Origin of the sequence: Frateuria sp. YIM B11624 (assembly GCF_049727805.1) — a bacterium.
Taxonomy (GTDB): Bacteria; Pseudomonadota; Gammaproteobacteria; order Xanthomonadales; family Rhodanobacteraceae; genus Frateuria_A.
The window spans coordinates 1-20,144 of the sequence record NZ_JBCNYA010000011.1 but is presented as its reverse complement, the minus strand read 5'-3'; the positions used below and the strand labels follow the sequence as shown (position 1 = coordinate 20,144).

Annotated in this window: 17 protein-coding genes; 15 read left to right on the top strand and 2 right to left on the bottom strand. The window is 69.9% G+C overall.

What is annotated here, in order from left to right; all coding sequences use genetic code 11:
* Positions 1-202 precede the first annotated feature (202 nt).
* From AAIL17_RS07290 to AAIL17_RS07240, 11 genes are all read left to right on the top strand, one after another.
* Positions 203-1,261: a pilus assembly protein PilM gene (locus AAIL17_RS07290; protein WP_424682169.1), complete on the top strand. Its 1,059-nt coding sequence runs from the start codon at positions 203-205 to the stop codon at positions 1,259-1,261.
* Entirely contained in the window at positions 1,261-1,899 is a 639-nt protein-coding gene (locus AAIL17_RS07285) for a PilN domain-containing protein (RefSeq protein ID WP_424682168.1), read from the top strand. The genes AAIL17_RS07290 and AAIL17_RS07285 overlap by 1 nt, the downstream gene beginning before the upstream one ends.
* Positions 1,896-2,561 carry a type 4a pilus biogenesis protein PilO gene (locus AAIL17_RS07280; RefSeq protein ID WP_424682167.1) on the top strand — a complete coding sequence of 222 codons (666 nt, stop codon included), beginning with the start codon at positions 1,896-1,898 and terminating at the stop codon, positions 2,559-2,561. Before AAIL17_RS07285 ends, AAIL17_RS07280 begins: the two co-directional genes overlap by 4 nt.
* Positions 2,558-3,100 carry a pilus assembly protein PilP gene (locus AAIL17_RS07275; RefSeq protein ID WP_424682166.1) on the top strand — a complete coding sequence of 181 codons (543 nt, stop codon included), beginning with the start codon at positions 2,558-2,560 and terminating at the stop codon, positions 3,098-3,100. The genes AAIL17_RS07280 and AAIL17_RS07275 overlap by 4 nt, the downstream gene beginning before the upstream one ends.
* Before the next feature lie 53 nt (positions 3,101-3,153).
* Complete coding sequence (gene pilQ, locus AAIL17_RS07270) at positions 3,154-5,343, top strand: type IV pilus secretin PilQ (protein WP_424682165.1); 2,190 nt, start codon at positions 3,154-3,156, stop codon at positions 5,341-5,343.
* A gap of 171 nt (positions 5,344-5,514) precedes the next feature.
* A complete protein-coding gene (locus AAIL17_RS07265; RefSeq protein WP_424682164.1) occupies positions 5,515-6,510 on the top strand; it encodes an AAA family ATPase in 996 nt (331 codons plus the stop codon).
* Positions 6,510-7,439, top strand: a complete 930-nt coding sequence (locus tag AAIL17_RS07260; RefSeq protein ID WP_424682163.1) for a DUF58 domain-containing protein — start codon at positions 6,510-6,512, stop codon at positions 7,437-7,439. The genes AAIL17_RS07265 and AAIL17_RS07260 overlap by 1 nt, the downstream gene beginning before the upstream one ends.
* Entirely contained in the window at positions 7,439-7,930 is a 492-nt protein-coding gene (locus AAIL17_RS07255; RefSeq protein WP_424682162.1) for a DUF4381 family protein, read from the top strand. The genes AAIL17_RS07260 and AAIL17_RS07255 overlap by 1 nt, the downstream gene beginning before the upstream one ends.
* Positions 7,923-8,921 carry a VWA domain-containing protein gene (locus AAIL17_RS07250; protein WP_424682161.1) on the top strand — a complete coding sequence of 333 codons (999 nt, stop codon included), beginning with the start codon at positions 7,923-7,925 and terminating at the stop codon, positions 8,919-8,921. Before AAIL17_RS07255 ends, AAIL17_RS07250 begins: the two co-directional genes overlap by 8 nt.
* Positions 8,918-10,819: a VWA domain-containing protein gene (locus tag AAIL17_RS07245; RefSeq protein ID WP_424682160.1), complete on the top strand. Its 1,902-nt coding sequence runs from the start codon at positions 8,918-8,920 to the stop codon at positions 10,817-10,819. The genes AAIL17_RS07250 and AAIL17_RS07245 overlap by 4 nt, the downstream gene beginning before the upstream one ends.
* Positions 10,816-12,498: a BatD family protein gene (locus tag AAIL17_RS07240; RefSeq protein ID WP_424682159.1), complete on the top strand. Its 1,683-nt coding sequence runs from the start codon at positions 10,816-10,818 to the stop codon at positions 12,496-12,498. The genes AAIL17_RS07245 and AAIL17_RS07240 overlap by 4 nt, the downstream gene beginning before the upstream one ends.
* On the opposite strand, the gene AAIL17_RS07235 is transcribed toward AAIL17_RS07240, so the two are convergent.
* Positions 12,485-13,012 carry an O-acetyl-ADP-ribose deacetylase gene (locus AAIL17_RS07235; protein ID WP_424682158.1) on the bottom strand — a complete coding sequence of 176 codons (528 nt, stop codon included), beginning with the start codon at positions 13,010-13,012 and terminating at the stop codon, positions 12,485-12,487. The genes AAIL17_RS07240 and AAIL17_RS07235 overlap by 14 nt on opposite strands.
* 69 nt (positions 13,013-13,081) lie before the next feature.
* Between AAIL17_RS07235 and AAIL17_RS07230 the strand changes: the two genes are divergently transcribed.
* The 3 genes from AAIL17_RS07230 (at position 13,082) to AAIL17_RS07220 (ending at position 18,110) form a co-directional block, all read left to right on the top strand.
* The gene (locus tag AAIL17_RS07230; protein ID WP_424682157.1) at positions 13,082-13,537 is read left to right on the top strand and encodes a MarR family winged helix-turn-helix transcriptional regulator; all 456 of its coding nucleotides are present in this window, start codon (positions 13,082-13,084) and stop codon (positions 13,535-13,537) included.
* Positions 13,538-13,697: 160 nt separating this feature from the next.
* The gene (locus AAIL17_RS07225; RefSeq protein WP_424682156.1) at positions 13,698-14,804 is read left to right on the top strand and encodes an efflux RND transporter periplasmic adaptor subunit; all 1,107 of its coding nucleotides are present in this window, start codon (positions 13,698-13,700) and stop codon (positions 14,802-14,804) included.
* Between the two features lie 207 nt (positions 14,805-15,011).
* Entirely contained in the window at positions 15,012-18,110 is a 3,099-nt protein-coding gene (locus AAIL17_RS07220) for an efflux RND transporter permease subunit (RefSeq protein ID WP_424682155.1), read from the top strand.
* A 1-nt stretch (position 18,111) separates the two neighbouring features.
* On the opposite strand, the gene AAIL17_RS07215 is transcribed toward AAIL17_RS07220, so the two are convergent.
* Positions 18,112-19,473, bottom strand: coding sequence for a methyl-accepting chemotaxis protein (locus AAIL17_RS07215; protein WP_424682154.1), 1,362 nt, complete (start codon positions 19,471-19,473; stop codon positions 18,112-18,114).
* Between the two features lie 146 nt (positions 19,474-19,619).
* Here AAIL17_RS07215 and AAIL17_RS07210 point away from each other — a divergent pair, with 146 nt between their 5' ends.
* On the top strand, positions 19,620-20,009 hold the full coding sequence (locus tag AAIL17_RS07210) for a hypothetical protein (RefSeq protein ID WP_424682153.1): 390 nt from the start codon (positions 19,620-19,622) through the stop codon (positions 20,007-20,009).
* Positions 20,010-20,144: the final 135 nt, after the last annotated feature.

The following is a 20,144-nucleotide window of genomic DNA, read 5'->3' as shown; positions in this document are numbered from 1 at the left end:
TGCACTATCGATCGCCCGCCCGACCCGGGGCTGGATCGCGAAAACGGCCCGTCAGGGGCGGTGTCAACCAAATGTGCAGGCCATCACGCCATTTTGTTGAGAAAGTTGCCGTAGGCCGTTGCCATTGCGTTAAATTTTGGATCTAATGCCTGCGCGCATCCGCCGGTTTCCGGCCCGGGCGCCAGGGGCAAGGGGGAAAAACGTGGGTCTCTTTACACCCAAGAAGCCGCCGCTGATCGGCGTCGACATCAGTTCGACTGCGGTCAAGCTGCTACAGCTGAGCCAGGCCGGCGGGCGCTATCGCGTGGAGCACTACGCGGTCGAGCCGCTGCCCCCCAACGCCGTGGTCGAGAAGAACATCGTCGAGGTCGAGGCGGTGGGCGAGGCGATCCGCCGCGCGCTAGCGCGTTCGGGCTCCAAGCTCAAGCATGCGTCCGCCGCGGTCGCCGGTTCGGCTGTGATCACGCGCATCGTGCCGATGTCGGCCGACCTGTCCGAGGAAGACCTCGAGGGCCAGATCCAGGTCGAGGCCAACCAGTACATCCCGTACCCGATCGACGAGGTGAGCCTCGACTTCGAGGTGCTGGGACCGGTGCGCGACAACCCGGACATGAACAACGTGCTGCTGGCCGCGTCGCGTACCGAGAACGTGGACATGCGCGTGGCCGCGCTCGACTTGGGCGGCCTGGCCGCCAGGGTGGTCGACGTGGAGGCCTTCGCGATGGAAAACGCCTTCACCATGCTGGTCGACCAGCTCAACGTCAGCCGAGACGCGCTGGTCGCGGTGGTCGACATCGGCGCCACCATGACCACGCTGTCGGTGCTGCGCCACCAGCGCACCATCTATTCGCGCGAGCAGGTATTCGGCGGCAAGCAGCTGACCGACGAAATCATGCGCCGCTACGGCCTGTCCTACGAGGAAGCCGGCCGCGCCAAGCGCAAGGGCGGCCTGCCCGAGTCGTATGAGGCGGAGGCGCTGGAGCCGTTCAAGGAGGCGCTGATCCAGCAGATCAGCCGCCTGCTGCAGTTCTTCTTCGCCGGCAGCGAGTACAGCAAGGTCGACCAGGTGGTGCTGGCCGGCGGTTGCGCCTCGATCGAAGGGCTGTGCCCGATGCTGGAGGAACAGCTGGGCGTGCCCTGCATGGTGGCCAACCCGCTGGCGCGCATGTCGCTGTCGCCCAAGGTGCAGGCGCAGTCGCTGGCGCAGGATGCCCCGGCCCTGATGATCGCCGTCGGCCTGGCGCTCAGGAGTTTCGACTGATGGCACACATCAACCTACTTCCCTGGCGTGCCGAACGGCGCAAGCAGCGCGAGCGGGAATTCTTCATGCAGTTGGGCGCAGCCTTCGTGGCGGCGCTGCTGGTGTTGCTGCTGTGGTCGTTCTGGATGGGCATGCGCATCGACAACCAGAACGAGCGCAACGCCTACCTGCAAGGCCAGATCAAGCAACTGGACGAACGCATCGCCAAGATCAAGGACCTGGAGAAGGTCCGCCAGCGTCTGCTCGCGCGCAAGCAGATCATCGAGCAGCTGCAGGCCAACCGCTCGCAGATGGTCCACCTGTTCGACGAACTGGTGAAGACCATTCCCGCGAGCGCACGCCTGACCAGCATGAAGCAGAACTCCGATTCGATGGTGCTCTACGGCGTGGCCCAGTCCAACGCCAGCGTGGCCGAGTACATGCGCAACCTCGACGCTTCGCCCTGGATGGGCGGCGCCGACCTGGACAAGACCGAGATCAAGTACCGCGCCGGGCGGATGCCCTACACGTTCGGTCTGCGGGTCAAGCTCAGCCAGCCCGGCGCGGAGGAGCCCGGCAAGACGCCGGTGCTGCTGCAGGGCGCGCCTGCGGCATCGGCATCCGCGGCCTCGGGCACCCACGGGGAGGCCGGCAAATGAAGTTCTTCGATGAATTGCGCAGCCTCGATCGAAACAACATCGGTGGCTGGTCGAAGTCGGTCAAGCTGTTCTTCACCGTGCTGGTGTTCCTGATCGTGATGTTCCTGGGCTGGTATCTGCACGTCAGCGACCAGCAGGATTCGCTGGCGAGCCTGGCCTCCAAGGAGGACTCGCTCAAGCAGGAGTTCAGCCAGAAGCAGGCCAAGTCGGTCAACCTCGAGGCTCTGCAGCAGCAGCTGGACGAGATGCAGGACATGCTGCGCCAGCTGCTGCGCCAGCTGCCCAGCAAGACCGAGATGCCCGAGCTGCTCGTGGACATCTCGCAGACCGCATTGTCTGCCGGCCTGGAAATCCAGACCTTCGACCCGGGCAGCGAGCATCCCAAGGACTTCTACGCGGAAGAGCCGATCGAACTGAAGATGGTGGGCACCTACCACCAGTTCGGCAATTTCATCAGCGGCGTGGCTTCGCTGCCGCGGGTGGTGATCCTCACCATGCACGACGTTTCGCTGTCGACGCAGTTGCCAATAGGCGCCAACGGCGAACCGCCGGCCGGCGGGCAGTTGGTGCTGGAAGGCACGGTCAAGACCTACCGCTACCTGGAAGACAACGAGAGCGCCGCGAACAAGACCGCGAAGAGCAAGGCGAGGGGGCGCAAATGAGCCGTTTCAATGCCATTCGGCCCGCCAGCCTGGCGAAGCTGCTGCTGATGCTCGCCGCCCTGCTGCTGCTGGCCGGTTGCACCCGCGGCATGTCCGACCTGCGCGACTGGGTCGCGCAGGAGAAGAGCAAGAAGGGCGCTCCGATCCCGCCGCTGCCGGTCATCAAGACCTTCGAGACCTTCCAGTACTCCGACGACGGCAAGCGCGACCCGTTCAGCGCGAGCACGGCCGAACAGCAGCCCGGCGGTTCCTCCAACGGCCCGCGTCCGGACGAAGACCGGCCCAAGCAGCCGCTGGAGATGTTCGCGCTGGACAGCCTGAAGATGGTCGGCACGGTCGGCACCGGCGCGGGGATGGAAGCGCTGGTGAAGGACCCCGGTGGCGTGATCCACCGCGTCCATCGCAATGAATACATGGGGCAGAACTACGGTCGGGTCACCGACATCGCGGAAGACCACATCGATCTGGTCGAACTGGTTTCCAATGGCAATGGCGGCTGGATGGAACGTTCGGCCAGCATCGGGCTCGGCGAGAAATGAACACAGGGGCTGACGCAATGAGCAACCACAACCAACCTGTCCGGGGCCGAGCCATGCGCCACGCACGTCGCTGCCTGATGGGCCTGCTGATCGTCGCCGCCGCGTGGACGGGCGATGCCTTGGCGGCCACCAATACGCTCAAGGGAATCAGCTACGACACGCTGCCCGGGGGCCGCGTCGAGCTGCACATGAACTTCGCCGGCGGCCCGCCGCCGGAGCCGCGTATCTTCACCACCGGCAACCCGCCGCGCATCGCGGTGGATTTCGCCGACACCACCAACGCGGCGCCGCGTCATCTCGACATCGGAAAGGGCTCGACCTCCGGCGTCTCGGCCGTTTCGGCTGGCGGACGCACCCGCGTGGTGGTCGAGCTGATGCGCGAAGCCTCCTACCGCACGCGCGTCGACGGCAACGACCTGGTGCTGACCGTGAACAACGGCAGCGAGGCGCAGACGACCACCACCGCCTCCGCCGTCGATCCGACCAAGGCCCTGCCTTCGGCGATGAACGGCCCGTCGGTCTCCGGCATCGATTTCCGCCGTGGCCCCAACGGCGAGGGCCGCGTGCTGGTCAGCTTCAGCGGTGCCGGTGCCGATGCCGACATGCGCCGCGAGGGCGACAAGCTCATCGTCAACCTGAGCCACGTGAAGCTGCCGGCCGAGCAGGCGCAGCGCCTGGACGTGCTGGACTTCGCCACGCCGGTCCAATCCATCACCACCCGCGCCGGCATGGGCGGTGGCGCGCGCATGGAGATCGCCTTCAAGGGCAACGTGGAGACCTCCTCGTACCAGACCGCTGACCAGTACGTGGTCGAGGTCGCGCCCAAGAAGGACGCCGCGGCCGACGGCAAGCTGGCCAAGGGCCAGCCGCCGGTCTACAACGGCACCCGCGTGACCTTCAATTTCCAGGACATCCCGGTGCGCGCTGCGCTGCAGTTCATCGCGGAGATGTCCAAGAAGAACCTCGTCGTGGCCGACAGCGTGGGCGGCAGCGTCACCCTGCGGCTGGTCAACGTGCCGTGGGACCAGGCGCTGGACGTGATCCTGCGTGCCAAGGGCCTGGACAAGCGCCAGGACGGCAACGTCATCTGGATCGCGCCGCAGCAGGAACTGGCCAACTATGAGCAGAACCTGGCCGAGGCCCGCCTGAAGGCCGAGGACACCGCCGAACTGGTCACCGACTACGTGCCGATCAGCTACGGCAAGGCGGCCGACATCGCCAAGCTGCTGACCACCGGCAGCAAGAGCGGTAGCGGCGGCGGTAGCGGCGGCAGCCGCGGCTTCCTGTCGCCGCGTGGCAGCGTCTCGTTCGACGAGCGCACCAACACCCTGCTGCTCAACGAGACGCCGGACAAGATCCGCGAGCTACGCGAGCTGATCGCCGTGCTCGACCGGCCGGTGCAGCAGGTGCTGATCGAGTCGCGCATCGTGGTGGCCACCGACGACTTCACCCGCGAGCTTGGCGTGAAGTGGGGCGTGCAGGCGCTGCACACGACCAGCGGCGGCAACGTGATCACTACCGCGCCACAGGGCGGCAGCAACGGCGCGGCCAGCCTGGCCATCGAGCGGGGCAACAACAACATCGGCTCGAGCAATGCCAGCGGCGTGACCACCTACCAGACCGGCGCCGGCGGCTTCAACGTCAACCTGCCGGCGGCCAATCCGATGGGCAGCTTCGGCCTGGCCATCCTGGGCGCCAACTACCTGGTCGACCTCGAGCTCTCGGCGGCGCAGACCGAAGGTCGCGGTGAAGTGATCTCCAGCCCGCGCGTGATCACCGCCAACCAGCAGGAGGCCGTGATCCGACAGGGCCAGCAGATCGGCTACGTGACCTACCAGAACAGCGCCACCGGTTCGGCCGGCAGCGGCACCGCGACGGTGCAGTTCAAGGACGCCGTGCTGGAGCTGCGTGTCACCCCGACGATCACCGCCGACAGCCGTGTGTACCTGAAGATCAACGTCAAGAAGGACGCGCTCGCCAAGTTCATCGACGCCCCGGGCAGTGGCCAGGTGCCGCAGATCGACACCCGTGAGATCAACACCTCGGTGCTGGTGGACAACGGCCAGACCGTCGTGCTCGGCGGCATCTACGAGATCACCAAGGCCAACACCATCAGCAAGGTGCCCGGCCTGGGCGACATCCCCGGTCTTGGCGCGTTGTTCCGCAAGACGGTCAAGAACAACAGCAAGGCCGAACTGCTGATCTTCGTGACGCCCCGCATCCTCAGCGACACGCTGCAGTAACCGTGTAGCGGCGAGGTAGGAAAAGGGCGGCTTCGGCCGCCCTTTTTCGTTCCTGCCATCCGGGTGCGGTCCGGTCTACGTGCGGTCTGGCATACGCGACCCTTGCACGGGCGCCCGTAAACTTCCGTCCATTGTCGCGGTCAGTAGCCGCGTCGCCCCCGTGGATAGCCGATGGACACACCGCAAACCGCTACGCCGGACCGCCTGCAACAGGCCTTCGTGCACCTGCGCGAGGAACTGCAGCGCGAGGTGATCGGCCAGCCGCACCTGATCGACTGCCTGCTGATCGCCCTGCTGGCCGATGGCCACCTGCTGGTCGAGGGGGCGCCGGGCCTGGCCAAGACCACCGCGGTCAAGGCGCTGGCCGCGCGCATCGAGGCCGATTTCCATCGCGTGCAGTTCACCCCGGACCTGCTGCCGGCCGACCTCACCGGCACCGACGTGTTCCGCCCGCAGGCGGGCAGCTTCGAATTCGAGCGCGGGCCGCTGTTCCACAACATCGTGCTTGCCGACGAAATCAACCGTGCGCCCGCCAAGGTGCAGTCGGCACTGCTCGAGGCGATGGCCGAACGGCAGATCACCGTCGGCCGCAGCACCTGGCGCCTGCCGGACCTGTTCCTGGTGATGGCCACGCAGAATCCGATCGAGCAGGAAGGCACCTTTGCGCTGCCCGAGGCGCAACTGGACCGCTTCGTCATGCACGTGACGATCGGCTACCCGGATGCCGCCTCGGAACTGGCCATCCTCCAGCTCGCCCGCGAGCAGGCGCGCCGCGCGCTGCACCCGGCCGCACCGCCGCGCGCGCTGCTCACCCAGGCCGACGTGTTCGCGGCGCGCGATGCGGCGCTTGCCGTGCACATGGCGCCGGCGCTCGAGGAATACCTCGCCCAACTGGTGCTGGCGACGCGCGACGCCGGCCGCTACGGTCCCGAGCTGAAGCGCTGGATCGCCTGGGGCGCAAGCCCGCGCGCCACCATCGCACTGGACCGTTGCGCCCGCGCGCACGCCTGGTTGGCCGGGCGCGACTACGCCTTGCCCGAGGACGTGCACGGCGTGGTGCACGAGGTATTGCGCCATCGCGTGTTGCTCAGCTACGAGGCCGAGGCCGAAGGCGTGCGCAGCGACCAGGTCATCGACCGCCTGCTGGATCTCGTGCCGCTGCCGTGATGTCCGCCGTCCCCGTGCGCGCCGATGGCGATGGCCGTGCCTCCGTGTCACTGGCCGAACTGCTCGCGTTGCGGGCGCGGGTCGGCCGGGTCCGGCCGCAGCCGCTCAACAGCCGGGCGCTGGCGGCGGGACAGCGTTCGAGCCGGCTCTACGGCCGCGGCATGGACTATGCCGAGTCGCGCGTCTACCAGCCCGGCGACGACGTGCGCCGCCTCGACTGGCGGCTCACCGCGCGCAGCGGCGAGCTGCACACCAAGCTGTTCCAGGAGGAGCGCGAGGGCCGCCTGCTGGTCTTGCTGGACACCCATCCGAGCATGCGCTTCGGCACCCGCGTCCGTTTCAAGTCGGTGCAGGCCGCCCGTGCGGCTGCGGTCGCCGGCTGGTATGCGGTACGCGCGGGCGAGCGGGTGGGCGCGATGGCCTTCGGCACCTGCCGGCAACTGCTCAAGCCGCAGGGTGGTCCGCGCGGTGCGGTCGGCCTGTGCGGCGCGCTTGCCGAATGGGATCGCGCGACGCGCGGCATCGAGGCGGCCGAACCGCTGTCCGAGGCGCTCGCGCGGGGCGGTCGCCTGCATGGCGCCAACCGCGTGCTGCTGATCAGCGACGGCATGAGCTGCGACGAGGCCGCCCGCGGTCGCCTGCGCGAGATGACCCGGCATGCGAGCGTCGCCGTGCTGGTGGTCGCCGATGCGCTCGAACTGGAATTGCCGCCGCCCGGACGCTACCCGCTCGAACACGCCGGCCAGCGCCGCGAGGTCAGCCTGCACGGCATGCGCCAGCGCAGCGAGTTCCAGCAGGCGCTGGGCGCCGGCCAGGCGCGTCTCGGCGCGCTGGCCCAGGCGCTGGGGCTGCGCTGGCGCAGCCTCGACACCACGGCCGATCCACTCGAGGCCGTCACCGCGTTGCTGGGCGCGAGGTCGCCGCGATGATGCGCGTGCTACCCGCGCCGGAGGGCCCAGCCCTGCGCGACATCCATCTGCCGCCGGCGCCGCCGTGGTGGCCGCCGGCGCCGGGCTGGTGGGTGCTGGCGGCGCTGCTGATGCTGGGTGCGGCCGCCGGCGCCTGGCTGTGGCTGCGTGCACGGCGCGAACGCCACCGGCGCGCGGGAATCCTTGCCGAGGTCGATGTGCTCGCCGCGCGCCACGCCGACGACGCGCCGGCGCTGGCGACCGGCCTGCACCAGTTGTTGCGACGCGTGGCCCGACTGCACGATCCCGCCGCCGCACGCCTCGACGGCGAGGCCTGGCGCGGCGCGCTGGCGCGCGTGCCGGTCGATGCGGACACGCTGCAGCAGTTGATTGCATTGGAGCCTGCGATGTACCGGCGCCAGCCCTACGACGCCACCGCGGCGCTGGATGCCACGCGCCGCTGGCTGCGCGCTGCGCTCGCCATGCAGGGGCGGAGGGTGCGGCGTGCCTGAGTTCACCTGGCCCGAGTTCGCCTGGCCGTGGGTAGCGCTGCTGCTGCCCCTGCCGTGGCTGCTGCGTCGCTGGCTGCGCCCGCTGCCGCCAGGGCAGGCGCTGCACCTGCCGCATCCGGGCGTGGCGCTGGCGGCGATCGAGCGGCGACCGGACCGTGGGGCCGCCGGCTGGTGGCTCGCACTGGCGTGGCTGTGCCTGGTCGTCGCGGCCGCGCGGCCGCAATGGGTCGGTCCCCCGCAGGCCCAGCAGCGCAGTGGGCGCGCCATGCTGCTGGCGATCGATCTCTCCGGCAGCATGCGCACCGAGGACATGCAGCTGGCCGGCCAGGACGTCAGCCGCTTCGAGGCGGTCGAGGCGATCGCCGGCGACTTCATCACGCGCCGCGCGGGCGACGAGCTCGGCCTGGTGCTGTTCGGCAGCCGCGCCTTCCTGGTGACGCCGCTGACCTACGACCTCGGCGCCGTGCGTGCGCAACTGAAGGGCGCCGCGGTAGGCCTCGCCGGCACCGAGACGGCGATCGGCGATGCCATCGCGGTGGCGGTCAAGCGCCTGGCCGGCCTGCCGCAGCAGGCGCGCGTGCTGGTACTGCTCACCGACGGCGTCAACAACGCCGGCAGCATTTCGCCCGAGCAGGCCGCGGCGGCGGCGAAGGCGGCCGGCGTGCGCGTCTACACCATCGGCGTCGGCGCCACGCAGATGCGCGTGCCCGACTTCTTCGGCATGCGCCTGGTCAACCCCTCGGCCGACCTGGACGAGGCCATGCTGACGCGCATCGCCAACCAGACCGGCGGACGCTTCTTCCGCGCCACCGACACCCACGCGCTGGCCGACGCCTACCGCGCGATCGATGCACTGGAACCGATGCCGCAGCACGGGCCGGTGCTGCGCCCGCGCCACGAGTTGTTCCGCTGGCCGCTGGGCGCGGCGGTGCTGCTGTTCGCACTGGTGTTGCTGGCGCGCGCGGGCGCGATGCGGGAGCGCACGGCATGAGCGAGGCGCTGCACCAGTTCCATTTCCTGCGGCCGGCCTGGCTGTGGCTGCTGCTCGCGCTGCCGCTGGTCGCCGCGCTGGCGGTGCGCGGGCAGGGCGCGCGCGCGCAACTGGAGCGGCTGGTCGATCCCGAGCTGCTGCCGCACCTGTTGCAGGGCCACACGCAACGCCGCAGCGTGCCGCCCGCGTTGCTGGCCTTCGGCTGGCTGCTGGCCACGCTGGCTTTCGCCGGACCGAGCTGGAGCCGCGTGCCGCAGCCACTGTTCGCCGACCGTGCCGCGCAGGTAGTGGCGATTTCCCTCTCGCAGCACATGCTCTCGCGCGACGTCACGCCGAGCCGCCTCGATCGCGCCCGCTACAAGGCGCGCGACCTGTTCGCCGCCAACCGCGGCGGGCTCAACGGGCTGGTCGCGTACGCCGGCGAGGCCTTCGTGGTGGCGCCGCTGACCAGCGACGCCAACAGCCTCAACGACCTGCTCGACGCACTGGCCCCCGACACCATGCCGGTGGAAGGCGACAACGCCGCCGCGGCGATCGCGCGGGGCGCTGCGCTGATCCACGATGCCGACGTCGGCGGCGGCTCGCTGGTGCTGGTCACCGACGACGCCGGCACCGAGGCGCAGCAGGCCGCCCGCCAGGCGCGCGCCGAGGGCGTGCGCGTGTCGGTGCTGGGCGTGGGCACGAGCCGGGGCGGACCGGTGCCGCTGGCCGAAGGCGGTTTCCTGCGCGATGCGCAGGGCAACGTGGCGATGGCCGCACGCGACGATGCCGCGCTGGCGGCGCTGGCGTCTGCCGGTGGCGGCCGCTACGTCCCCATGCGCGACGACCATGCGGACATCGACGCCCTGCAGGCGCAACTGCGCAGCGGCGATGCCGGCACCGCGACGGACCAGGCCAGCGCGCAATGGGAGGATCGGGGTCCCTGGCTGCTGCTGCCGCTGCTGCCGCTGCTGGCGCTCGCCTTCCGCCGCGGCTGGCTGCTGCTGTTGCCGCTGGTGCTGCTGCCGTTGCTGCCCGCCCGCGCGGAAGCGGGCACCTGGCAGGACCTGTGGCAGCGCCGCGACCAGCAGGCGGCGCGGGCGCTGCACGAAGGGCACGCGAAGCAGGCCGCCGCACTGGCCCGCGACCCCGCCCTGCGCGGCGCGGCAGCCTATCGCGCGGACGACTACGCCGCGGCGATCGATGCGCTGCGACCGATCGAAACCACCGATGCGCAGTACAACCTCGGCAACGCACTGGCCAAGGCCGGCCGCTACCAGGATGCGTTGGCCGCCTACGACCACGCGCTCGCGCTCGATCCGGGCAATGCCGACGCCACGGCCAACCGCAAGGCGGTCGAGGACTGGCTGCGCCGCCAGCCGCCGCCACAGGACAACCCCAACGACGCGCAGAACCAGGGCGGCGGCAAGTCCTCGAAGTCCAGGCAGGGGCAGGGCGACCAGCAAGCGAAGAAGGACAGCCAGGGCAACCGCCAGGGCGAACAGCAGGACGGCCGCCAGGACAGCCAGGGACAGCAGGGCCAGGGCCAGCAACAGCCCGACGCGCAAGGCGCGCAGGACCAGGCCGGCCAGCACGACGGCAGGCAGCAGGAACAGCAGGGCGCCAGTCGTCCGCTGACGCCGCAGGAACAGGCCGAGCAGCAGGCGCGCACGGCGCGTGCGGGGCAGGCGCTCAAGCAGCAGATGGACCGCGCACTGGGCGCGGACGCCAAGCCCAACGGCAACGAGCACCAGCTCGGCGCGCTGGACAAGGACGACCCGCAGGCGCGCCTGCCCGCCGAGCTGCGCCAGGCGCTGCAGCGCGTGCCGGACGATCCGGGCGCGCTGCTGCGGCGCAAGTTCGAACTGGAGTACCGCCAGCGCCACGGCGGCGCCACGACGGAGGACGACCTGCCATGAGGCGGTGGATCGCATTGCTGCTGCTCTCGCTGCTGCCGATGCTGGCGCACGCGGCACAAGTGCAGGCCTCGCTGGATCGCAACCAGGTGCAACTGGGCGATACCGTCACGCTCAACCTGCGCGTCGAGGGTGGTGGCCTGGCGCAGGCGCCGGATCTTTCCGCACTGGCCGGCGACTTCGACGTGCTGGGCCAGTCCAGCAGTACCAGCGTGAGCATCATCAACGGCCGGCGCAGCATGCAGTTCACCGTCGGCATCGCGTTGCGCCCGAAACGGGTCGGCCAGCTGGCGATCCCGGCGCTGGATTTTGCCGGTGCGCGCACGCAACCGCTCACGCTCACCGTGACGCCGCCGAACCCCGCGGCGGCAGCCAACAGCGGCAAGGACGTGTTCCTCGAGGCCAGCGCCCAGCCGACCCGGGTGCGCGTGGGCCAGCAACTGCTGTTCACCGTGCGGCTGTATTTCGCCGGCAGCCTGAGCAGCGGTTCGCTGGAGGATCCGCAACTGCCCGGCATCGACGCGCGTCGGCTGGGTGACGACCTGGACTACGACGTGGTGCGCAGCGGCCGCGGCTATCACGTGATCGAGCGGCGCTACGCGCTGATCCCGCAGCATGCCGGCACCATCGAACTGCCGTCGCTGCGCTTCCAGGGCGAACTGATCGACCCGACCGATCCGGACAGCTTCTTCGCCATGGGCACGCCTACGACGGCGGCCTCGCCGCAGATACCCATCGACGTGCAGCCGGTGCCGTCGCAGTGGGGCAGCAGCACCTGGCTGCCCGCGCGCGCGTTGAGCCTGACCCTGGAAGGCCTCCCCGCCGACGGCAAGCTGCGCGTCGGCCAGCCGCTGGACCTGGCCATGACCGTGCAGGCCACCGGGTTGCCCTACGAGGCGCTGCCCGTGCTGAGCCTGCCGGACCTGAAGAACGCCACGGTCTATCCCGACAAGCCGGTGACCAGCACGCGCAACGACGGCCAGTGGCTGCTCGGCCGCCGCCAGCAGAACTTCGCCGTGGTGCCGGGCCAGGCCGGCACGCTCACCATTCCCGCGATCACGCTGAAATGGTGGAACGTGCAGAGCGGCCAGGTCGAGGAGGCGCGCGTCCCGGCGCACACGCTGACGGTGTTGCCGGCCGCCGGTGGCCCGCAGACACCCGCCAGCCCGGCTTCGGTGCCGGCGCGTGCCGCGCCGGCGCTGCCCGCGTCCGCAGCCACGCCGGCATCTCCCGCGCATGCGCCTGCGTGGCGGGTGATCGTGCTGCTCGCGGTGGCGCTGCTGCTGGTCGGCGGCGCGCTCGCGACGTGGTGGGTGTGGCGACGCCGCAGGAGTCCGGGATCGAACGCGCCCGCACCAGCGGCAAGCTCGCATCGTGCGCTGCGCCTGGCCTTCCTCGCCGCGGCCCGCGGCAGCGATCCGGCGGCGCAGGCGCACGCGTTGCTGGCCTGGGCGCGTGCGGAGCGCCCGGGCGTGGCGAGCCTGGGCGCGCTGGCCGAGGCGCTGGACTCGGCCAGCCAGCGCGCGGCCATCGAGCAGTTGCAGCGGCGGCGCTTCGCCGCGACCGCGAGTGACCCGGCGCCGGATTTGGCCGCCGCCTTCGGCCAGGGGTTCCGGTGGCGCGCGGCCGCCTCGGGCGGCGAGCCGCCGTTGCCGCCGCTTTACCCGTTCAAGCTGCGTTGAACACGCGCTGCCACAGTTGCGTCATGGCCGCGTTGAGGAAGCACAGATGCACCTGTGTCGCCGGCGCGGGTGCCTCGGCCAGCGTCCGGCGCAGGCTGCGGCAGGCGACTTCGGCCGCCAGTTCGGGCGGATAGCCGTAGGCGCCGCAGCTGATCGCGGGAAAGGCGATCGAGTGCAGGCCGTGCTCGCGCGCCAGCTGCAGCGCGTTGCGGTAGCAGGCGGCCAGCTGTTCCGGCTCGTGGTGGCTGCCGCCGCGCCAGACCGGCCCCACCGTGTGGATCACGTGGGCGGCCGGCAGGTCGAAGGCGGGCGTGATGCGCGCCTCGCCGGTCGGGCAGCGCACGCCCGGCGCCACCTCCGGCAGCGCGCGGCAGGCTTCCAGCAGGCGCGGGCCGGCGGCGCGATGGATCGCGCCATCGACGCCGCCGCCACCGAGCAGCGGCCGGTTGGCGGCATTGACGATTGCATCGACGGCCAGGCGGGTGAGATCGGCGGTAAGCAGGGTGATCGACATGGACGATGGTTTTTGGCGCGGACGGCGCCTTATCCTTGGCTCTGGGATGGGGACATGCAGAACAAAAAGATGAAACCCGAAGATATTCCGTTCGGCTACCTGCTCAGTGACGTGACGCTGCTTTTCCGCAAGCACTTCGATCGGCGTGCCGTCCGCTTCGGGCTGACCCGGGCGCAGTGGCGCGCGATCAAGATGCTGCATCACCGCGAGGAAGACCTGCGGCAGACCGAGCTGGCCGAATTCCTCGAGATGGAACCGATCGCCGTCGGCCGCGTGATCGACCGCCTGCAGGCCGCCGGCTTCGTCGAACGCCGCCCCGACCCGAAGGATCGCCGCGCCTGGCGATTGCACCTGACCCCGCGTGCGCGTGCGGTGATCGACGACATGCAGGACATCGGCCGCGGCCTGCGCAAGGACGCCACCGCCGGCATCAGCGCCGAGGAACTGAGCCAGGCGCTGGCGGTGATCGGCCGCATCAAGGACAACCTGCAGGCGCTGGACCAGACCGAAACCGGCGGCGAGTGACTCGGGTCCATGCCCTCTGGCGGTGGGCCGGTGGGCACGGCGCGGGGAAAATGCCGTGACAGGTAAACCTCTGGCCGGCTGCCGCGTTGTGGCAGGTTCGCCCCATGGCAGAGGCCTGCCCGCGCGTTGACCGCGGGCTCTCCCCGGATCGAACGTCTGCATGTCCCCGAAAAAGATACTGTTGCTGCTGGCTGTCCTGGTGCTCGTCGCCCTCGGGGTACGTTTCGCGTGGCGTCCGGCGGCCAGCGCGTCCGACCCGAAGCCGGCGTCCAGCGCCGTGCCGGTGCAGGTGGCGGTGGCGCGCCGGGGCAGCCTCGACCTTTCGCTCGACCTGGTCGGCCGCGCCGAGGCGTGGTCCAGCGTCACGCTGCGCGCGCAGGTTTCCGGCCAGCTCGAATCGCTGGCCTTCCAGCCGGGCAGCCGGGTGAGGAAGGGCCAGTTGCTGGCGCAGCTCGATACGCGCCTGCTCAAGGCGCAACTGGACCAGGCCAGGGGCGCCGTCGCGCGCGACCAGGCGCAGCTGAAGAAGGCCGAAGCCGATCGGCAGCGCTACGCCGACATGCTGGCCAAGGGCTACGTCTCCAAGGCCGACTACGACACCTACCAGGCCAACCTCGCCGTGGCGCAGGCCACGCTGCAGGGCGACCGCGCCGCGCAGGAACTGGCCCAGGCCAACCTCGACTACGCGCGCATCGTGGCGCCGTTCGACGGCATCACCGGCGCGCCGCTGGTGTGGCCCGGCGCGCAGGTGAGCGCGCAGTCCACCGACATCGTGGTGCTCAACCAGGTGCAGCCAATCCGGGTGGCCTTCAGCCTGCCCGAGGCCAGCCTCGGCGCCGTGCGCGCGGCGCTCGCGCGCGGCCCGGTGACGGTGCGCGCCACCGTGCCGGGTGCCAGGCCGCTGGCCGGCACGCTCGAGTTCGTCGACAACGCGGTGGACAACACCACCGGCACGATCCTGCTCAAGGCACGCTTCGACAATCCCGACCTGCGGCTGACGCCCGGCCAGTTCGTGCAGGTGACCCTGCCCACCACGCGCATTGACGACGCGGTCACCGTACCGGTGGTGGCCTTGCAGAGCTCCTCGCGCGGCAGCTTCGTGTTCGTGGTGGGCGCGGACGACACCGTCACGCAGCGCTACGTGACGCCAGGGCCGGTGGCGGCCGGGCAGCAGGTGATCGCCAAGGGCTTGAGCGCCGGCGAGCGGGTCGCGACCGAGGGGCAGATGCTGCTGGTCGAAGGGACGAAAGTCCGTGTGGCCGGCTAATCGCTCTTCTCCCTCTCCCCCGTCCTTTATCGAAGATGGGGGAGAGGGTTGGGGTGAGGGGACGGGGCTCGCGAGGGTGCTGCTACAGAGCCAGGTCAAAAAACTACGGCTCCGCGCATCAACAATCTTTCCCGCAAGAGCCGCCCCTCACCCCAGCCCTTTCCCCGGAGGGGAGAGGGAGCAAGATCACGGTAACCGGTCATTCCCATGAACATCCCCCAGCTCTGCATCCGCCGCCCGGTGATGACCACGCTGCTGATGGCGGCGCTGCTGGTGTTCGGCGTCGTGGCCTACCCGCGGCTGCCGGTGAACGAGCTGCCCAACGTCGATTTCCCGACCATCAGCATCAGCGCCAGCCTGCCGGGCGCTTCGCCGGAGACGATGGCCTCCGCGGTGGCCACGCCACTGGAGGGCAAACTCTCGACGATCGCCGGCATCAGCTCGATGAGCTCGACCAGCGCGCTGGGTTCGACCTCGATCACGCTGACCTTCGAGCTCGACCGCAACATCGACGCCGCCGCGCAGGACGTGCAGGCGGCGATCTCCTCGGCGCTGCGCCAGCTGCCCAAGGAGATGACCACGCCGCCGACCTTCCGCAAGGTCAACCCGGCGGACGCGGCGATCCTCTACCTTGCGATGAGTTCCTCCACGCTGCCGCTCACGCAGGTGGACGAGTACGCCGAGACCGAGCTGGCGCAGCAGTTGTCGATGGTCGACGGCGTGGCGCAGGTGAACGTCTACGGCTCGCAGAAGTACGCCGTGCGGATCAGCCTGGACCCGGACAAGCTCGCCGCCAGCGGCATCGGCATCGACCAGGTGCAGTCGGCGGTGGCCGACGCCAACGTCAACCAGGCCACCGGTTCGCTGTACGGCCAGCGCCAGCAGTTGCCGATCCGCAGCGACGGCCAGCTCGAGCGCGCGGCCGCCTACAACCATGTGGTGGTCGCCTACCGCAACGGCGCGCCGGTGCGCGTGGGCGACCTGGGGCACGCGAGCGACAGCGTGCAGGACGACCAGAAGGCGAGCTGGTTCAACGGCGAGCGCGCGATCGTGCTGGCGATCCAGCGCCAGCCCGGCGCCAACACGGTGGAAACGGTCGACCGCATCAAGCAGGTGCTGCCTGGGTTCGAGGCGGGCCTGCCGCCGTCGGTGAAGCTGCAGGTGTTGTACGACCGCTCGCAGTCGATCCGCGCCTCGGTCGATGACGTTCAGTTCACCTTGCTGCTCGCGGGCGTGCTGGTGGTGCTGGTGATCTACCTGTTCCTGGGCAACCTCTCGGCCACGCTGATTCCCGCGGTGGCGCTGCCGATCTCGGTGATCGGCACGTTCGGCGTGATGTACGCGCTAGGCTACAGCCTGGACAACCTCTCGCTGCTGGCGCTCACGCTCGCGGTCGGCTTCGTGGTGGACGACGCGATCGTGATGCTGGAGAACATCGTGCGCCACATCGAGGCGGGCGAGGCGCCGTACGACGCGGCGATCAAGGGCGCCGGCGAGATCGGCTTCACCATCTTCTCGATGACCTTGTCGTTGATCGCCGTGTTCATCCCCGTGATGTTCATGGGTGGCATCGTGGGACGGTTGTTCCACGAGTTCGCCGTCACCATCAGCGTGGCGATCCTAATCTCCGGCGTGGTCGCGATCACGCTCACGCCGATGCTGTGCAGCCGTTTCGTCAAGGCGCACGACCATGAAAAGAAAAACTGGCTGATCGATGGCTTCGACCGCGGCTTCAACGCGGTGCACCGCGGCTACCTGTCCAGCCTGCGCTGGTGCATGGACCGCCCGCGGCTGGTCATGGCCGCGTTCGTGGCGAGCCTCATCGTCACCGCACTGCTGTTCGTGGTGGCGCCGAAGGACTTCATTCCCGCCGGCGACAGCGGCCAGCTGCGCGTGAACACCGAGGGTCCCGAGGACATTTCCTATGACGCGATGGTCGCGCGCCAGCAGGAGCTGGCGGCGATCGTGGCGAAGGATCCGAACCTCGCCGGCTACATGTCCAGCGTGGGTGCGGGCGGTTCGCGCGCCACCGTCAACAACGGCTCGATCCTGCTGCTGCTCAAGCCTGCCAGCCAGCGCGACCTCGACGTGGACGAGATCAGCCAGGAGCTGCGGCACAAGTTCGCGCAGGTCACCGGCATCCGCACCTATATCCAGAACCCGCCGGCGATCCGCGTCGGCGGCCGGCAGAGCAAGTCCGAGTACCAGTACACGCTGCAGTCGATCGACATCAAGGCGCTGTACGACTGGTCGGCGAAGGTCACGCACGCGTTCGCCGCCTTGCCCGGCTTCCAGGACGTCACCAACGACCTGGATCTCAACAGCCCCTCGATCATGGTCGAGGTCAACCGCGACAAGCTCGCGCCGCTGGGCCTGACCATGGCGCAGGTGCAGAGCGCGCTGGGCGCGGCGTTCGGCGAGAACCAGGTGTCGACCATCTACGGCGCGGCCACCCAGCACTGGGTGATCCTGCAGGTCGAGCGCTCGCTGCAGAACGATCCGGCGGTGCTCTCGCGCCTGTACGTCACCTCCAACACCGGCAAGGCGGTGCCGCTGGACACGGTCGCCAGCTTCGCGCGCAAGCCGCAGGTGCTCACCGTCAACCACCAGGGCCAGCTGCCGGCGGTGACGGTTTCGTTCAACCTGGCGCCGGGTGTGAGCCTGAGTCAAGCGGTGAGCGAGATCGATGGCGCGATGGGAAAGATCGGCCTGCCGGCGACGATCAGCGGCTCGATCCAGGGCACCGCGCAGGCGTTCCAGGATTCGATGCAGGGCATGGGCCTGTTGCTGCTGCTGGCGGTGTTCGTGATCTACCTAGTGCTCGGCATCCTGTACGAGAGCTTCATCCACCCGCTGACGATCCTCTCCGGCCTGCCCGCGGCGGCGGTCGGCGCGCTGCTCACGCTGGTGCTGTTCGGCGCATCACTCGACCTGTTCGCTTTCGTCGGCATCGTGATGCTGATCGGCATCGTCAAGAAGAACGCGATCATGCTGATCGACTTCGCGCTGGAGCGGCAGCGCGAGGAAGGCATGGCGCCGGCGGCGGCGATCTTCGACGCCTGCCGCGTGCGCTTCCGCCCGATCATGATGACCACCATGGCCGCCTTCGCCGGCACGTTGCCGATCGCGCTCGGCATCGGCAGCGGCGCCGACGTGCGCCGGCCGCTGGGCCTGGCGGTGGTCGGCGGCCTGGTGGTGTCGCAGGTGCTCACGCTGTACCTGACGCCGGTGATCTACCTGGCGCTCGATCGCCTGAACGCCCGGCTGGCGCGGCACGGCCGCGCGGTGCCGGCACGCGGGAGCTGATTCAGGCGGCCGCGTCCAGTTGCAGGTCGGCCAGGGTACGACCGACCTGAGCCAGGCCGTCGGCCTGCGAGCGGGCGGCCTCGGCGATCTGGCGGATGCGTTCGTCCACCTGGGCGGATGAACCGGTGATCGCCTGCATGGCCTCGCCGGCGCGCTGCGCGCGGCTGCTGCAGCCGGCCAGCGCATCGACGGTGTTCTGCACCAGTTCGTGGATTTCCTTCGACGACTGCGCACTGCGCTGGGCCAGCGCGCGCACTTCCTGCGCGACCACGCCGAAGCCCTTGCCCAGCTCGCCGGCATGGGCCGCCTCCACCGCGGCGTTGAGCGCCAGGATGTTGGTCTGGAAGGCGATCGAATCCATCACCTCGATGATCTCGGCCATCGCCCTGGCGCGCTCGTTGATGTCGCCGATGGCGCCCACCAGCTCCTGCACCAGCGCGCCGCCGGTCCCGGCGCTGTGCCTGGCGTCGCCGGCCAGGCGATTGGCGTTCTGCGCGTCGCCGGCGATCGCCGGCACGGTGTCGTTGAGCTGTTCCAGCGAGTGGCGCAGGGCCTGCGCCGCCAGCGTCTGGCGGGTCACGTCGGTGGCGTACTTGACCACCTTTAGCGGCCGCCCGGCCAAGTCGAAGATCGGGTTGTAGCTGGCCTGGATCCAGATCGGGCTGCCGTCGCGGCGCACGCGCTTGTACAACGCCGCGTTGTATTCGCCATGACGCAGCCGTTCCCAGAACTGTCGGTAGGCCGGACTCTCGCGTTCGGCGCGCTCGACGAACATGCGGTGGTGCTGGCCGACGACTTCCTCGCGCCGGTAGCCGAGCGCGGCGAGGAAGTTGGCATTGGCGTCGAGGATGACGCCGTCGAGGTCGAAGGTAATCACCGCCTGCGCGCGGTCGATGGCGTTGAGCCGGCCCTCCATGTCAGCCGCCTGCAGGCGCTGCGCGGTGACGTCGGTGGCGTGCTTGACCACGCGCCGCACGCGGCCCAGTGCATCGCGGACCGGGCTGTAGCTGCCCTGGATCCACACCTCGCGGCCGTCGCGGGCGAGGCGCCGGTACAGGCCGCTGTCGTGCCGGCCCTCGCCCAGTTGCTGCCAGAACCTGCGATAGGCCTCGCCCTCGCGCTCGGCAGGATCGACGAACATGCGGTGGTGCTGGCCGACCACCTGTTCGCGGGTGTAGCCGAAGGTGCGCAGGAAGTTCTCGTTGGCATCGAGGATCACGCCCGCAGGAGTGAACTCGATCACCGCCTGCACCTGGTCGATGGCGGCGATGCGTCCGAGCAGGTCGGCGCGCGTGCGGCGTTGGCCGCGCGTGGCCCACAGGCCGCGCAGGCGGGAAGCGATGGATGGTTGGCTGATGATCACGTCAGGTTCGTTGGCCGCGGGCGATCCTCATCGCCCGCCCGGCGCGTCCAGGGCCGGTCGATGCGCTTATCGGCCACGTCACCGCCGCCTTGACGCACCCGCGGCCGCCTTGCGCTAGTTTGGTGAACCCGCTCACGGAGTCGCCCATGAGACCTTCCATCCCCGCTGCGCTGGCCCTGCTTTGTGTGCTTGCGAGCGCCGGTTGCGCGACCCGCGCGAGCGAGCCCGGGTTGCTCGACGACGCGGCGCTCGCGGCCTACGCGGCCAGGCCGTTCGACAAGCAGGCGATGATGGGCCAGACGGTCGAGCTCGGCCGCAACCACGGCATGCCGGTGGTGGCCTGGTTCCCCTGCTCGGACGTGTGCCCGCAGTACACCGTGCGGATCATCCACTACCGCCTGCCGGAAGGAGCCGACTGCGCCGCCGCCGGTGGCGTGGAGGAAAGCGTTGGCGTGCCGGTGGCGATCGCCGTGCTGCCCAGGACCTTCTGCGTGCCGAAGGTGCTGGTGGCGAGCGGCAGCTACTACACCCGCTAGCACCATCGGAGGGTGCGTAGGGTGGGCTTCAGCCCACCGCTTTCTTCCGCTTCGGAGCCGGTGGGCTGAAGCCCACCCTACGCCTGCGGCCCGCCATCACCGCGGCGATGCGCAGCGCGGGCCGGAGCCCGCGCC

Bases quoted from the DNA above. Each gene is read 5' to 3' on its own strand.
- AAIL17_RS07285 (WP_424682168.1), top strand. From the start codon at position 1,261: ATGGCACACATCAACCTACTTCCCTGGCGTGCCGAACGGCGCAAGCAG.
- AAIL17_RS07280 (WP_424682167.1), top strand. From the start codon at position 1,896: ATGAAGTTCTTCGATGAATTGCGCAGCCTCGATCGAAACAACATCGGT.
- AAIL17_RS07275 (WP_424682166.1), top strand. From the start codon at position 2,558: ATGAGCCGTTTCAATGCCATTCGGCCCGCCAGCCTGGCGAAGCTGCTG.
- pilQ (WP_424682165.1), top strand. From the start codon at position 3,154: ATGCGCCACGCACGTCGCTGCCTGATGGGCCTGCTGATCGTCGCCGCC.
- AAIL17_RS07265 (WP_424682164.1), top strand. From the start codon at position 5,515: ATGGACACACCGCAAACCGCTACGCCGGACCGCCTGCAACAGGCCTTC.
- AAIL17_RS07260 (WP_424682163.1), top strand. From the start codon at position 6,510: ATGTCCGCCGTCCCCGTGCGCGCCGATGGCGATGGCCGTGCCTCCGTG.
- AAIL17_RS07255 (WP_424682162.1), top strand. From the start codon at position 7,439: ATGCGCGTGCTACCCGCGCCGGAGGGCCCAGCCCTGCGCGACATCCAT.
- AAIL17_RS07245 (WP_424682160.1), top strand. From the start codon at position 8,918: ATGAGCGAGGCGCTGCACCAGTTCCATTTCCTGCGGCCGGCCTGGCTG.
- AAIL17_RS07240 (WP_424682159.1), top strand. From the start codon at position 10,816: ATGAGGCGGTGGATCGCATTGCTGCTGCTCTCGCTGCTGCCGATGCTG.
- AAIL17_RS07235 (WP_424682158.1), bottom strand. From the start codon at position 13,012: ATGTCGATCACCCTGCTTACCGCCGATCTCACCCGCCTGGCCGTCGAT.
- AAIL17_RS07230 (WP_424682157.1), top strand. From the start codon at position 13,082: ATGAAACCCGAAGATATTCCGTTCGGCTACCTGCTCAGTGACGTGACG.
- AAIL17_RS07225 (WP_424682156.1), top strand. From the start codon at position 13,698: ATGTCCCCGAAAAAGATACTGTTGCTGCTGGCTGTCCTGGTGCTCGTC.
- AAIL17_RS07220 (WP_424682155.1), top strand. From the start codon at position 15,012: ATGAACATCCCCCAGCTCTGCATCCGCCGCCCGGTGATGACCACGCTG.
- AAIL17_RS07210 (WP_424682153.1), top strand. From the start codon at position 19,620: ATGAGACCTTCCATCCCCGCTGCGCTGGCCCTGCTTTGTGTGCTTGCG.